Below are 14,341 nucleotides of genomic sequence, written 5' to 3'. Positions count from 1 at the left end.
ATATAATCCCTAAAGTTTTATTTAAAAATAGACTTAGATACCAAGGGGTGCAAACTTAAAATTGGATTTATCTCATTTGAAAAAGGTTTTTTATGGACATTAAAAGAAAAGTCGTAAATATGTCAGTTTACATCATTGATGAACATCCTATAGTACGCGAATCTTTAGCGACATTGATTCACACCCGCTTAGGTATGCGAGTTATTGGTAGTTCTGAAACCCATCCAAATCTTTTTACGGATATAGCTAAGGAAAAACCGGGGCTGGTTATTGTTGATGCTAATATGTCAACAGCAAAGATTGTTTCCAATATAAGAAAAGCGCATTTGGCAGCTAAGATACTGATTTACTCAGGGAGTAACGAGAGGGTTTATTCAAGTAGGGCTTTTCAAATTGGGGTCAATGGTTTTGTTTCCAGAAGGCACTCTTTTGATATACTTTTAAATGCAATAAAATTAATCACTAATGATTTCAATTGCTTTCCATCCTATAGTGATGAAAATGATGAGGTTACGCCTAGTGTTCTCAGTAATCTTTCAAAGCGAGAAATTTCTATCGCCATAGCTTTAACCAAAGGTCTTAAAAACAATGAGATATCGAGATTCTTCAATATCAGTGAGAAAACGGTAAGTTCTCATAAAAAGAATATACTCGCTAAGTTGCGCATTGATAGTGTTATTGGTCTCGCCGGATTATTTGAATCCAGTGACTTCATTAATTAGTAATTTAACTCTCAAAGTGTGTGAGCTACTTTTATATTTCAGATTAATACTTTTATATTTCTCTTTCTATAATTGAATGATTTTATGTGTGTAAATTACGAAGGCAATACCAGGTGTTTATAGATATAAATAAATGTGCAACTTCATTTTTGTCAGCGTGCTAGGCTATACCTATTGATTTTATAGTCGACTAAAAACAGCCTAGTACATCCAAAATTTACTATGCACAGGTAGTTCCTGGCTGTTTTTTGTATCGTGAGTTAGTTCGCAATCTCCCTTCAAAAAAAGTAAACTTTATTTCATTGTCAAACACTGCTTTTCATAATGCTTTATTTAAATTACGGATTTTTCCTGAGGAGCCTTCTCAAAAAAACGCCACTTCAATACACTGTTTCATAAATCCATTTTGCGCTGAGTGATAATGCCTTCTTAGATTGTTTAGCATGTGGGTGATATGCCAAGGTTGAGCGTAATTATTAATGGGGGTGTTATTTAATAAGTTAGAGTGGTTTTCTATTTTTTATAATTATAAATTTCATATAAAATAAATTCATTATACAAGAAATATACCATGGCTTTATTTAGGTGTAGGTATGTACGATCGCAACCAATGCTCTAATTGTTGAGGAGTCATAGGATGAGCAAATAAAAACCCCTGTTTTTCATCAACACCTGCGCAATCGAGGAAACGACTCTCACTTTCTGTTTCAATTCCTTCGGCAATGACCCGAAATTGCAGTGCTTTGGCTACCGCTATAATAGCCTGTACTAAGGATTGTGTTCTCGGTTGCTGAACCACTCCATGTACAAAGCTCTTATCCAGCTTGATGGCATCGAGAGGGAGTCGTATCAATTGAGAGAGTGAAGAGTAACCTGTGCCAAAGTCGTCCAGATGTATCTGTGCACCGAGTACTCGAAGTTGTGTAATCACCTCACAGGCGTGTTTTTCATTTTCGAGCATGTAGCTTTCCGTCAGTTCAAAATCCAGTGGGCAGTGTGTGAGCTGGTTTTCTTTCAAGACGTTGATGAGGTCGCTAACAATCCTATTATCTACCAATTGCTGGCCAGAAAGGTTCACTGCGACGCGCAGGTCTATGCCTTGGTGTTGCCAGTTTGCTACCTGCCTGGCGACTGTTTCTAGTACCCAGCGTCCTAACGGGATAATCAGTCCAGACTCTTCAGCATAAGGAATAAATTCTAATGGCGAGATTAAGCCACGTTCAGGCGAGTTCCAGCGAACCAGTGACTCTACGCTATGTACTTGACCACTTTGAGTGCTGATCTTCGGTTGGTAGTACATCACCAGTTGATTCTGAGCCAGTCCTTTACGCAGGTTGGTGTCCATCCACATATCATCAGCAAGACTTTGGTTCATTATCGGTGAAAAGAGGCTAAACCTGTGCTTACCGTTCTTTTTGGCACTATACATGGCAGTATCTGCGTTACGCATCAGACTGTCGAGATCACAACTATGTTCTGGACACAGTGAAATACCGATAGAGCAACTGATGTAAATTTCAATCTGGTTGATCTGGAAGGGGGAGACCAAGCGGTCAATAATCCGCTGTGCAATTTTTTGTAACACGAGTGGCGTCGCTTGATAGACCAGAATCAGAAACTCATCGCCCCCTGAACGAGCCAGCATTTCTCCATTTTCTAGGCAATCGCGGAGAGCGCGCGAAACCTCTGCCAACAGGCTGTCACCGAATCCGTGTCCATATGCGTAGTTCACTTTTTTGAAGTTATCGAGGTCGATATACAAGAGCCCAATATTGCTGTCATGGCACCCTAAGATAGCCTCGCTGATAGACCTCTGAATGGTGTAGCGATCTGGCAAACCTGTAATAGGGTCTTGATTAGTCTGTGTGGATGGATTTTCATAAGTAAGGCGTTCTGCAGTAATCGGAAGCCCACGACTAATCAGGAGTTTTTCGCCCCTCCACTCATTGCCCGTGAGCGCACTTTTGCGATTCTTAGCCTGCTGAAAAAATATTTTCATTTGCCAGGTCCAACTTCCACAGTCATGAGTCTTTTTCGCTGAGGTGACTAAAATACGATATGCTCCGACGCTTAGCCGTAGTTACAGTCGGGCGTTAAGTAATACTATCGAGGTGCGATACACAAAATGATCACCCTTAAAAAATAAGTGCAATCCTATACTAAAAATAACCAAGAGAAAGATTCCAAACTCTATAACTTCAATATCATTACTTATAAAATACTGCTTGCCTGATGGATGAGTGTGAAGTAATGGATACTACTTGCAGTCAATCGCCACAATAAATGAGTTTCTCTGATTTGGTATTTTATAAACTAAATCCATTGTAGCATTCTTTTTTGATGCATCAGTAAAGCCATGAAAGATTATTAACTTTTAAGAATTATCCTTGATGGTTGTTATTTATTATGATGTTCCTCGCCCTGCTTCTGCAGCGGATATGAAATATCCAGTATGTGTATCGATGAACGGTCCTGTCGCATTAGGGCTTCGTCAGGTAACATGCTGTTTTTTTTACGATGTTGCCTACCCATGTCACTAATCCGAAAAGCCTTCCGTCGTCTGCATTACCCCACTGATGTTATCGCTCAGTGTGTTCGCTGGTATCTCGCTTATGCCCTGAGCCTGCGCAATTTGGAAGAGATGATGGCAGAGCGCGGTATTCTTGTTGACCATTCCACGCTTCACCCTTGGATTATTCGCCTGGCGCCCTTGCTGGATAAGGTATTTCGCCGATATAAGCGCACAGTGGGTCGGCGGTGGCGAATGGATGATATCTATATAAAAATCAAAGGCCAGTGGAAATATCTGTACCGGGCTGTTGACAGCAACGGCTAAACCATCGATTTTCTGCTGACCGCCAAACGTGATGCCGCAGCCGCACTGCGTTTCTTTCGCAAAGCCATTCGACACCACGATGAGCCAGAAATTTATTGATAAAAGTGGTGCCAACACGGCAGCGCTGTCCACACTCAACGCCGACAAACTAGAAGAAGAAGCCATGACCATCAGGCAGAGCAAATACCTGAGCAACCTGATGGAGCAGGATCACCGAAATATCAAACGGCGGACATGACCGATGCTGGGGTTCAAATCATTTAGGCGTGCGCAGACGATATTGGCGGGCATTGAGTTAGTCCACATGATACGCAAAGAACAGCTTCATCATCTAACTGGCGACGGATTTTACCCGGCGGAACAATTTTATCTGTTGGCCGCCTAAAAAATAGGCAGTCCACATTTTTTCGTCTTCCCTACGTTAACGCGACAAAGCCTTGGGTTATATACTCTGTTGGGCGATGCCGCTGATAGCCCAATCGTCGAGAAGAAAGTTGCCGGTATTGCCTTCATGAGTGCCAGCTATCGTTTCTGATCTCAACAGCAAGGAACAGTATGAGCAAAGTTGCATTAGTTACCGGTGCCAGCCGGGGCATAGGCCGCGCGACGGCGTTATTGCTAGCTCAACAAGGCTATGCGGTGGGCGTCAATTATTTGCGCGATAGTGCGGCTGCGGAGCTGGTAGTCGCGCAGATCCGCCAGCAAGGGGGCAGGGCGCAGGCCCTGATGGCAGACATCGCCGAGGAAGCGGAAGTGGTGGCGATGTTCGCTGAACTGGAGGCCACGCTGGGGCCAATTGGCGCTCTGGTGAATAACGCAGGCATTCTGTTCCAACAGGCGAGCATTGAGCAACTCACCGCCGAGCGTATCAATAAAGTGTTGAGCACCAACGTCACCGGTTATTTTCTCTGCTGCCGCGAAGCGGTAAAGCGTATGGCGCTGCGCCACGGGGGTAAGGGCGGAGCGATCGTCAACGTTTCTTCGGCTGCGGCACGCTTGGGTGCGCCGTGGGAGTATATCGACTATGCGGCGTCGAAAGGGGCGGTGGATACGCTGACTACCGGTTTGGCGCTGGAAGTGGCGGCGCAGGGGATCCGCGTCAACGGCGTGCGGCCGGGTTGTATCTATACCGAGATGCACGCCAGCGGCGGTGAGCCGGGGCGGGTAGATCGGGTGAAGGCGGCGTTGCCAATGCAGCGGGGTGGTCAGCCAGAGGAAGTTGCGCAAGCCATTGCTTGGCTGCTTTCCGATGCGGCGTCTTACGTCACCGGCACTTTTATCGAGGCCGCTGGCGGGCGCTGAATCAGCAAGGGCACCCGCAGTGCCCTTGTCTCTTACTTCAGCCAGCCTTTACGCTGTGCATCCTGCAAATGCTGCTCCAAATGTTGCCACAGCTCGGGATGGATATCGGCAATCATCGTATTGCGTTCCAGCACCTGTTCCAGGCTGATACCATTTTCTACCCAGCTCTGACCTTTATTGTGCAAGTTCATCAGCATCGGCAGGCTGCGATCCAGCACCAGCGCAAAGCGGGCATCGGCGCTTTCGCCGTCTTCATATTCCTGCCACAACGCGCTGAAAGACGCACGCTGAGGTTCCGGCAACAAACCAAACAGGCGTTTCGCTGCCGCAACTTCCTGATCGTGGATCGCTGCACGTGCAGCCAGATCGTAAACCATCACATCACCGGCATCGATTTCGACGATGTCGTGCAGCAGGGCCATTTGGATCACGCGTTGAATATCTACCTCTGCACTGGCATAAGGGGCCAGGCTTAAGGCCGCAATAGCAAAATGCCAACTGTGTTCGGCCGAGTTTTCCTGCCGTTGGCTGCCCAGCACCTTGGTACGGCGCTGTACATCTTTCAGTTTGTCGATTTCCATCAGGAATTGGATGACTTGAGTCATGGAGCCAAAATCTAAGGCGGGTACAGCGGATGACATGGGGCGAACCTCGAGGTTAGTAGCGGGAAAAACCCGTCGATTGTAGCTCAGCGTGCCGATAATTTCGACGCTTGTGCGGTGTTACAAGCGTTCACAGTTTTATTTTAGCGTACACGTGTACACTGAAATTATTCTCAGTTAAGCTCTTTTGCGGTAATTTCAAACAATATTGGCTGTTTTGAGGGTTTGCGCATTATGGGTAAAGCGGATGAAATGAAGACCGAGTCTGATAAGCTTGCTGGCACGGTTTATCCATGGGCTGAAGAGATTGCGAACAGCATAACCCACGGCATTGGGTTGGTTCTGGGGATTGTCGGTTTGGTGTTGTTACTGGTTCAGGCGGTGAATACCGGTGCTGATGTGACCGCCATCACCAGCTATAGCCTGTATGGCGGCAGCATGGTTCTGCTGTTCCTGGCTTCCACCTTGTATCACGCTATTCCCCATCAAAAAGCCAAACACTGGCTGAAAAAATTCGACCACTGCGCCATTTATCTGCTGATTGCCGGGACCTATACGCCTTTCCTGCTGGTGGGGTTGGATTCACCGTTAGCCAAGGGCCTGATGGTGGTGATCTGGGGGCTGGCGCTGTTCGGTGTGATCTTTAAACTGGCATTTGCGCACCGTTTTGAGGTGCTGTCGCTGGTGACCTATCTGACCATGGGCTGGCTGTCGCTTATCGTGATCTACCAACTAGCCACCCGGCTGGCGATCGGTGGGGTAACCCTGTTGGCCGTCGGTGGTGTGGTGTATACGCTGGGGGTGATTTTCTACGCCTCGAAGCGTTTTCGCTTCGGCCACGCTATCTGGCACGGTTTTGTGCTCGGCGGCAGTCTGTGCCACTTTCTGGCGATTTATCTCTATGTCTAAATGATTAAGGCCGCAGACTCTATGCTTGCCTGCGGCCGAATCAGCTACTTCTCTTCAGCCAGTGAGTACGGCAGCGGTTTGATAGCTAACTGGCTGCCCGCATCGTCCCGCGCGCGCAATACGCTATCGGCATCCAGATCGTTGTTAAGAATCGCCTGCACCCACAGCGTGCCGTTATCCAGCAGGCTTGCCGCCAAAACGGTGCCGGTACGCCGCCAATTTTCGCCCAGTTGCAGCTCCAGATCTTCGCCCGCCAGCGGTACTCGCTCCGCATTGCCTTCCAGCCAATACAAAGCACGCTTGTTGGCGCCACGGAACTTGGCGCGCGCCACCATTTCCTGCCCGGTGTAGCAGCCTTTGCTGAAGCTGATGCCTGCCAGTGCCTGTAGGTTGGTGGCCTGTGGCACCAACTGCGCGCTGTTGGCTGCGTCAATGACCGGGTAACCGGCTTCGATATCTAACGCTAGCCACTGTTGGCTGTTGTTCAATGCGGCTTGGCCATCGAGTTTGGCGTTAAGTTGGCCCACGATTTCTGCCGTGGTGATCAGCAGAAAACGTTCTGCCGGCAGGGCAAAGTGCAGTAAGGTGGTATCCCCCTCTTCCACCACCTGGTGCTCTGCATTTGGCAGGGTCGTGAACATTTCTGCCAGTGCGGCACGCGCCTGTAAGCCAGCCACGCCCAGCAACACGGCATCATTATCCGCGGCGATGGTCACTTTGGAGAACACGGCGTATTTCTTGATTTCCGCCAACTGGCTATCCAGCACGCTACGCCGCTCCAGATAGGCAAAACCTTCACCGTAATGGAACAGACGCAGGTTGCTCCACATCTTGCCTTTGGCATCGCAATGGCCGCACAGCACATGTTGGTCGGCCGCCAGTTTGTCGATATCGGCCGTCACCTGGCCCTGAAGGTACTTCACCGTATCCGGTCCGTTAAGCCGCACCAGCGCCCAATCTTCTAACGAGATCAGCGTCAGTGGCAGATGGGCGGAGGCGGAAGGTTGACGAGATGGAAAAGGAATATTGAACGCCATAATGAGTTCCTGCTTCATGTACACAAAATAATTCGAGTTGCTTGTAGGCGACAGAGCGTAGCCAACACCCAAGCAACTTGAAGCGTGAAGTGTATATTCAGATTGCCTGAAAGGGTTAACTGCATGGTAAAAGAGGTGGCTCTGTTTGCAAACAGTTATTATGGCATAGTGCTTTTTCTGACATTTTTGCGCTTTAGATCGGAGAACTGCCTTTCCGGCGAGTATGTCAAATTGTTACCCTATATACTGATGGTCAGCGATAACACTTCGTGAACCGATGGAATTATATTGCGCGCGTGTTGCCTACAGAGTGTCGGTTGAACCCTGCGTTGGCAAGACATGCCGAAAAGAGGTTAGTCATAACAACATGGATATTAATAACAAAGCACGCATTCACTGGGCCTGTCGCCGTGGGATGCGTGAGCTGGACATTTCGATCATGCCGTTCTTCGAGTACGAATACGACACGCTGAACGACGAAGATAAAGCACTGTTTATCCGCCTGCTAGAGAATGACGATCCCGATTTATTCAACTGGCTGATGAATCATGGCGCTCCGCAGGACACAGAACTGCAGAGAATGGTCTCCCTGATCCAAACGCGAAATAAAGACCGTGGCCCAGTGGCGTTGTGATGTCCGTATTTCCTGGCGTACCCAGCTATTCTCGCTGTTGACCCATGGCGCACTGATCCTCCTGATCCTGATCTCGCCTTGGCCAGAAGGCTATGGCCCGGTTTGGCTGGTGTTGCTGACGCTGGTGGTATTTGAATGCATTCGTAGCCAGAAGCGCATTGGATCAAGGCAAGGGGAGTTACGGTGGCTGGCGGAGCGGCGGGTTGAGTGGCACGGCCAGGAATGGCTGATGCTGAAAAAGCCGTGGATGCCGGGGTTTGGTATTTTGCTGACGTTGCAACAGGTTAACGGCAAGAAACGCCATCGGCTGTGGCTGGCTTCAGACTGCTTGAACAAAGCAGAATGGCGCCATCTGCGTCAGTTGTTGCTGTCTGCACAATCCGCTGAGAGCGAATAATGAAACCGCTGCTCTGGCTGGTGGAAGATGAGCCCAGCATTGCTGATACGCTGATTTATACTTTGGAGAGCGAAGGTTTTCAGGTGCGTTGGTTTGAACGCGGCGAGCCCGCGCTGCTGGCTTTGCAGCAAGGGGCTCCGGCGTTGGCGATCCTCGACGTCGGCTTACCCGATATCAATGGTTTTGAACTTTGCCGCCGGCTGTTGGCGCAGGCGGCAGATTTACCCATTCTGTTTCTTACTGCGCGCAGCGATGAGGTCGATCGCCTGATTGGCTTGGAAATCGGTGCCGATGACTATGTCGCCAAACCCTTTTCCCCGCGAGAAGTCAGCGCCCGCGTCAGGACCATCCTGCGGCGGTTGCAAAAGCAACAACGCTTGCAACAGCCCGCCTTGTATCAGTTCGGTGCTTTTACCCTCGATGAAGAGGGCGCTGCTATCAGCTATCACCACCAACCGTTGCCGCTGACCCGCTACGAATTCCTGCTGCTGAAAACCTTGTTGTTGGCGCCAGGGCGGGTATTTTCGCGCCAACAACTGATGGACAGCGTTTGGGCGCAGGCGGAAGAGAGCCTGGATCGCACCGTGGATACCCATATCAAAACGCTGCGCGCCAAACTGCGGGTGATTGATGCCGGGGAACCGCCGATCCATACCCATCGCGGGCTGGGTTACAGCGTGAGCCGCCAACCATGAGGATCGGCCTGCGCCTGCTGTTGGGGTATTTCCTGATTGTGGCGGTGGCCGGTTATTTCGTCTTGAGCATTTTCGTGCAGGAAGTGAAGCCGGGGGTACGGCGCGCCACCGAAGGCACGTTGGTGGATACCGCCAATCTGCTGGCACAGATCGCCCGTTTGGATATGAAACGCGGCGACGCCGCCTATGGCCAACTGGCGCAGGCCTTTGCCCAGCTTAATCAACGGCCGATTGGTGCCAATATTGCCGGGATCCGTAAAGATCGTAATGAATACCGCGTTTATTTGACCGACAGCCGCGGCAAGGTGATTTTTGATTCTGGCGGCCAGGCTTTGGGGCAGGATTATTCGCGTTGGAATGATGTTTATCTGACGCTGCGCGGCCAGTACGGTGCCCGCAGTACGCGCATGATCGCAGATGATGAAAACAGCTCGGTGATGTACGTGGCCGCTCCGGTGATCGAGCAGGGGCAGATTATCGGCGTGCTGAGCGTTGGCAAGCCGAACAGCAGCATGACGGCGGTTATCCGGCGTAGCGAGCGGCGGATCCTGCTGGCGGGAGCCGTACTGCTGGGGATTGCGCTAGCTATTGGATTGGGGTTTGTCTGGTGGATCAACCGCTCGATTAACCGCCTGGTACGCTACGCCGACGGTGTGGCGCAAGGGGGGGCCATTCCGCTGCCGCAGATGGGCAGCGTTGAGTTGACACAGTTGGCGCAGGCGTTGGAAAGCATGCGTATGAAGCTGGAAGGCAAAGCCTATATCGAGCAATACGTACATACCTTGACCCATGAGCTGAAAAGCCCGCTGGCGGCGATTCGCGGTGCGGCCGAACTGTTGCAGGAAATGCCGCCACCGGCAACCGCCAAGCGCTTTCTGACCAACATCGAACAGCAGAGCGTGCGCATCCAGCAATTGGTCGACAAACTGCTGATTCAGGCGCGGTTGGAAAGCCGACCGGGTCTCGAATTAGCACCGGTGGTGCTGGAGCCGTTATTGCGGCAGGTGATTGCTGGCAAAGAGGCGCAGGCCGCACAGCGCGGTGTCACGCTCCGCATTGGAGAACTGGCCGAAGCCACCCTGACCGGCGATGCCTTTCTGCTCAGCCAAGCGTTGAGCAACCTGCTGGATAATGCGCTGGATTTTACCCCAGCGGGCGGAACCATCAGCATTCAAGGGGTGCGGTTGGAACAGCACTACCAGATCACCGTCAGCGATACCGGCAGCGGTATCCCAGATTACGCGCTGGATAAGGTGTTTGAACGCTTTTATTCGCTGGCACGCGCAGATAAACTCAAAAGCAGCGGCCTGGGGCTGAACTTTGTGCAGGAAGTGGCGCGTCTGCACCGTGGCACCATCCATTTGCACAACCTGCAACCGCATGGTGTGGCGGCAATTTTCACTTTATCAGTCTGACTTCACCTTCCCTTCACATAACCACATTCTGTTTTCACTTGCCGGTTCTATCGTTGCGTCATTACCTACAAGGAGTATGCAGCGATGTTTAAATCGGTATTGTTTTGGAAAATAACCACCCTGTTAGGATTGATGATCCTGATGATGATCCCCGTAGCACAACTGATGGAGGTGGTGCAGGAGCGCAGCGGCTATCGCCAAAGCGTGGTTGGGCAGGTGAGTGAAAGCACCAGCCGGGCACAGCGGATCCTCGGGCCGCTGATCGTAATCCCCTATACCCTGCGGGAAGAGCAGAAAGATGATAAAGGGGAAATCTACCTACAGGTGAGCCGCCATCAGCGCTTTGTGCTGCCTGAATCGTTGCTGGTGGATGGCAAGCCCAACGTTGAAGTCCGCAAGTTGGGGATCTACCAGACGCAGGTGTATCAAGGGCCACTGAAGTTTCAGGTAAAATTTGCTCAGCCCGAACTGGAAGATTTGCAAAGCAGCAATGTCACCATCGGCCAGCCATTCCTGCTGGTGTCACTGAGCGATTCACGGGGCATCAAGAGTATTTCAACCTTGAACGGCACGCAGCAACAGGCGGCGTTTGAACCGGGTACTATGGTGGATGGGCTTTCTCAGGGCATTCATGCGCCGTTGGCGCTGGAGTCTTTGCAACAGCACGGGTTAGAGGCGGACTTTACGCTGACTCTGGCCGGGACCAGCAGCCTGTCATTGGTGCCGCTGGGGCGCAGTTCTGAACTGGTATTACAGAGCAACTGGCCGCACCCGAACTTTCTCGGCAATTTCCTGCCTGATGAGCGCAAAGTGACGGAAAACGGTTTCACCGCTCGCTGGCGCAGCACCTGGTTTGCCAACAATATCAACAGTGCGTTTCTCTATGATAATGGCGGGATCGACGAGGACAAATTGCCTACTTTCACTACCAGCCTGATCGAGCCAGTGGACCACTATCAACTGACCGAGCGCGCGGTGAAGTATGCGGTGTTGTTCCTCGGATTGACGTTTATGGCGTTCTTCCTGTTTGAAACCCTCACCGGGCTGCGGGTGCACCCGATTCAATACCTGCTGGTGGGGGCGGCGCTGGTGTTGTTCTATCTGATTCTGCTGGCCTTCTCGGAGCACCTTGGCTTTAACGTGGCCTATTTGCTGGCCAGCCTGGCTTGCAGCGGACTGATTGCTTTCTACCTGAGTGCGGTGCTGCGCGGCAAGTTGCGTGGTGCATTGTTTGCCGCCAGCCTGTTGCTGCTGTATGGCGTGCTGTATCTGCTGTTGCAGTCGGAAGATAACGCGCTGGTGTTAGGGTCGGTACTGCTGTTTGGCGTTCTGGCGGGCATCATGTTGCTGACGCGTAAGCTGGACTGGTATCAGGTGGCCGATGCGGCGCGGCTGAAAGGAAATAGCGTTACAACAGAAGCGGCTGTAGAAGCTGGCGAAACACCGGCCAGCAATGGCGAGAATCGTTTCAGGTTGTGGAAATAACGTTTTTTTGGGCGCACATTGTGCGCCCACTGATCTTACAGCAGTGGCTCCATCTCCAGCAGGATCTGTTCGCACCACTGTTGCAGGCGATCTTCGCTCAGGTCGTACTGATTCACCTCATCCAGCGCCAGGCCGACAAAGTGTTTACCGTCGTCGCTGAGGGGTTTTGGGCTGGTGAATTCAAAGCCTTCGGTCGGCCAGAAACCGATAAACTGCACGCCAAGCGGAACCAGACGATCGTGCAGCATCCCTAGCGCATCCAGGAACCATTCGCCGTAGCCTAACTGATCGCCCATCCCGTACATGGCAACAATCTTGCCTTGCAGGTCAAGCTCGCCCAGTTGCGGCCAGATAGCCTCCCAGTCTTCTTGCAGTTCGCCGAAATCCCAGGTAGGAATACCAAGGATCAGAATGGTGTAATCTTCCATCAGCTTGGGGGATACGTCTTTCAGGTTGTGCAGGTCGACTAGGTCTTCACCCAAAATCTCACGGATTTTTTCTGCTGCCATTTCGGTGTAGCAGGTGCTGGAGCCGTAAAACAGACCAATCTTCATGTGTAAACCGTTATATAACCGTACCGAGAATGACCAGGAGTGTACCAGATTTGTGCTGGCTTCAGGCATAATGCCGGGGCATAAACGTAACAAGAGAGAGGAGCCGATGCGACAGCAAGAAAGTGCGCTGATTGAGCAATTCCTGGATGCGCTATGGCTTGAACGCAATCTGGCGGAGAATACGCTGGCTTCTTACCGGCTGGATTTGCAGGCGTTGGCAGGCTGGTTGGAGCACCATAGCAGCAGCCTGTTGCAGGCCGAAGCGCTGGACTTGCAGGCATTTCTTGCCGAGCGGATCGAGGGGGGATATAAGGCCACCAGCTCCGCCCGCCTGTTGAGTGCCATGCGCCGTTTATTCCAATATTTTTACCGTGAAAAGCTGCGGGAAGACGATCCTACCGCGCTGCTAGCCTCGCCCAAGCTGCCGCAGCGGCTGCCGAAAGATTTGAGCGAGGCGCAGGTTGAAGCTCTGTTGCAGGCACCCTGTGTCGATCAGCCGCTAGAACTGCGCGATAAAGCGATGCTGGAGGTGTTGTACGCCACGGGCTTGCGCGTATCGGAACTGGTGGGGTTGACCATCAGCGACGTTAGCCTGCGGCAAGGGGTGGTACGGGTGGTCGGCAAAGGCAATAAAGAGCGATTAGTGCCTTTGGGGGAGGAAGCGGTGTACTGGATCGAAAATTATCTGGAGTATGGCCGCCCGTGGATGTTGAATGGCCAAAACCTGGATGTGCTGTTCCCCAGCAACCGCAGCCAGCAAATGACCCGGCAGACGTTCTGGCATCGCATCAAACACTATGCGATCCTAGCCGGTATTGACAGCGAGCGGCTGTCTCCGCATGTGCTGCGCCATGCTTTCGCCACCCATTTACTGAACCATGGTGCCGATCTCCGTGTCGTACAGATGTTATTGGGGCATAGTGACCTCTCGACCACGCAAATTTATACACATGTAGCGACCGAACGATTGAAACAGCTACATCAACAGCATCACCCGCGCGCTTGACGCCCAGGGTTAGAAAGGATTGGAAGAATGAAAAAAGGTTTATTGCTGCTCTCTATGCTGGTGGCTTCATTTACCGGCGCGGTTCATGCTGACGACGCGGCGATTCAAAAAGCGCTCGGTAGCCTGGGTATCAAGCAGGCCGACGTGCAACCTTCACCGGCTGCTGGCCTGAAAACCGTACTGACCGAGAACGGCGTGCTGTATATCACGGAAGATGGCAAACATGTGCTGCAAGGGCCGCTGTATGATGTCAGCGGTGCCGAGCCGGTGAACGTGACCAACCAACTGTTGATCACCAAGCTGGAAGCGCTGAAAGATCAGATGATCGTCTATAAAGCCGCAAAAGAAAAACATGTGATCACTGTGTTTACAGACATCACCTGCGGCTACTGCCACAAACTGCACGAGCAGATGAAAGAGTACAACGCACTGGGGATCACCGTGCGTTATCTGGCGTTCCCACGTCAGGGGCTGAATTCACCGGCAGCTAAAGACATGCAGTCTATCTGGTGTACTGCCGATAAGGCCAAAGCCTTTGATGCTGCTCTGAAAGGCGATGCGGTTTCTCCGGCCACCTGCAAAACCGACATCAGCAAGCATTATCAGCTGGGTGTACAGTTTGGCGTTCAGGGCACCCCCGCTATCGTTCTGCAAAATGGCATGATGATCCCAGGCTATCAAGGCCCGAAAGAAATGGCCGCGATGCTGGATGCGCAAGCCACCTCAGTTGCAAAGAAATAACCATCA

The 14,341-nt window shown here is 51.4% G+C and carries 15 protein-coding genes and 1 pseudogene; 12 read left to right on the top strand and 4 right to left on the bottom strand.

The features are described 5' to 3' along the window. Nucleotides 1–92: 92 nt before the first annotated feature. Entirely contained in the window at nt 93–722 is a 630-nt protein-coding gene (locus ACX1CU_RS18950) for a LuxR C-terminal-related transcriptional regulator (RefSeq protein ID WP_459399781.1), read from the top strand. Nucleotides 723–1,299: 577 nt separating this feature from the next. Here ACX1CU_RS18950 and ACX1CU_RS18945 read toward each other — a convergent pair. Beyond that, nucleotides 1,300–2,721, bottom strand: a complete 1,422-nt coding sequence (locus ACX1CU_RS18945) for an EAL domain-containing protein (RefSeq protein WP_459399780.1) — start codon at nt 2,719–2,721, stop codon at nt 1,300–1,302. A gap of 531 nt (nt 2,722–3,252) precedes the next feature. On the opposite strand from ACX1CU_RS18945, the pseudogene ACX1CU_RS18940 reads away from it, so the two are divergent. The 3 genes and pseudogenes from ACX1CU_RS18940 (at nt 3,253) to ACX1CU_RS18930 (ending at nt 4,860) form a co-directional block, all read left to right on the top strand. Beyond that, nucleotides 3,253–3,943: pseudogene (locus tag ACX1CU_RS18940) on the top strand (IS6 family transposase). 3 nt (nt 3,944–3,946) lie between these two features. Continuing rightward, complete coding sequence (locus tag ACX1CU_RS18935; RefSeq protein ID WP_459402860.1) at nt 3,947–4,093, top strand: MipA/OmpV family protein; 147 nt, start codon at nt 3,947–3,949, stop codon at nt 4,091–4,093. A gap of 20 nt (nt 4,094–4,113) precedes the next feature. Next, nucleotides 4,114–4,860, top strand: coding sequence for an SDR family oxidoreductase (locus ACX1CU_RS18930; RefSeq protein WP_459399779.1), 747 nt, complete (start codon nt 4,114–4,116; stop codon nt 4,858–4,860). 32 nt (nt 4,861–4,892) lie between these two features. On the opposite strand, the gene ACX1CU_RS18925 is transcribed toward ACX1CU_RS18930, so the two are convergent. After that, on the bottom strand, nt 4,893–5,501 hold the full coding sequence (locus ACX1CU_RS18925) for an HD domain-containing protein (RefSeq protein ID WP_459399778.1): 609 nt from the start codon (nt 5,499–5,501) through the stop codon (nt 4,893–4,895). A gap of 213 nt (nt 5,502–5,714) precedes the next feature. On the opposite strand from ACX1CU_RS18925, the gene trhA reads away from it, so the two are divergent. Continuing rightward, a complete protein-coding gene (gene trhA / locus ACX1CU_RS18920; protein ID WP_459399777.1) occupies nt 5,715–6,371 on the top strand; it encodes a PAQR family membrane homeostasis protein TrhA in 657 nt (218 codons plus the stop codon). Between the two features lie 44 nt (nt 6,372–6,415). On the opposite strand, the gene ygfZ is transcribed toward trhA, so the two are convergent. Beyond that, nucleotides 6,416–7,408 carry a tRNA-modifying protein YgfZ gene (gene ygfZ, locus ACX1CU_RS18915; RefSeq protein ID WP_459399776.1) on the bottom strand — a complete coding sequence of 331 codons (993 nt, stop codon included), beginning with the start codon at nt 7,406–7,408 and terminating at the stop codon, nt 6,416–6,418. A gap of 367 nt (nt 7,409–7,775) precedes the next feature. Here ygfZ and sdhE point away from each other — a divergent pair, with 367 nt between their 5' ends. From sdhE to creD, 5 genes are all read left to right on the top strand, one after another. Continuing rightward, entirely contained in the window at nt 7,776–8,042 is a 267-nt protein-coding gene (gene sdhE / locus ACX1CU_RS18910) for an FAD assembly factor SdhE (protein WP_459399775.1), read from the top strand. Then, the gene (locus tag ACX1CU_RS18905; protein WP_459399774.1) at nt 8,023–8,439 is read left to right on the top strand and encodes a protein YgfX; all 417 of its coding nucleotides are present in this window, start codon (nt 8,023–8,025) and stop codon (nt 8,437–8,439) included. Before sdhE ends, ACX1CU_RS18905 begins: the two co-directional genes overlap by 20 nt. After that, nucleotides 8,439–9,134, top strand: coding sequence for a two-component system response regulator CreB (gene creB, locus ACX1CU_RS18900; RefSeq protein WP_459399773.1), 696 nt, complete (start codon nt 8,439–8,441; stop codon nt 9,132–9,134). Before ACX1CU_RS18905 ends, creB begins: the two co-directional genes overlap by 1 nt. After that, nucleotides 9,131–10,549, top strand: coding sequence for a two-component system sensor histidine kinase CreC (creC, locus tag ACX1CU_RS18895; protein ID WP_459399772.1), 1,419 nt, complete (start codon nt 9,131–9,133; stop codon nt 10,547–10,549). Before creB ends, creC begins: the two co-directional genes overlap by 4 nt. A gap of 84 nt (nt 10,550–10,633) precedes the next feature. Beyond that, nucleotides 10,634–12,034, top strand: coding sequence for a cell envelope integrity protein CreD (gene creD, locus ACX1CU_RS18890; RefSeq protein WP_459399771.1), 1,401 nt, complete (start codon nt 10,634–10,636; stop codon nt 12,032–12,034). 35 nt (nt 12,035–12,069) lie between these two features. Here creD and fldB read toward each other — a convergent pair whose 3' ends face one another. Continuing rightward, nucleotides 12,070–12,588 carry a flavodoxin FldB gene (gene fldB / locus ACX1CU_RS18885; RefSeq protein WP_459399770.1) on the bottom strand — a complete coding sequence of 173 codons (519 nt, stop codon included), beginning with the start codon at nt 12,586–12,588 and terminating at the stop codon, nt 12,070–12,072. A 106-nt stretch (nt 12,589–12,694) separates the two neighbouring features. Between fldB and xerD the strand changes: the two genes are divergently transcribed. Together xerD and dsbC are read left to right on the top strand one after the other, a co-directional pair. Next, the gene (xerD, locus tag ACX1CU_RS18880; protein ID WP_459399769.1) at nt 12,695–13,594 is read left to right on the top strand and encodes a site-specific tyrosine recombinase XerD; all 900 of its coding nucleotides are present in this window, start codon (nt 12,695–12,697) and stop codon (nt 13,592–13,594) included. Between the two features lie 27 nt (nt 13,595–13,621). Beyond that, nucleotides 13,622–14,335, top strand: coding sequence for a bifunctional protein-disulfide isomerase/oxidoreductase DsbC (dsbC, locus tag ACX1CU_RS18875; RefSeq protein ID WP_459399768.1), 714 nt, complete (start codon nt 13,622–13,624; stop codon nt 14,333–14,335). Nucleotides 14,336–14,341 lie beyond the last annotated feature (6 nt).

This window comes from Serratia sp. D1N4 (assembly GCF_054552755.1).
This window is presented reverse-complemented; position numbering and strand designations above follow the sequence as displayed.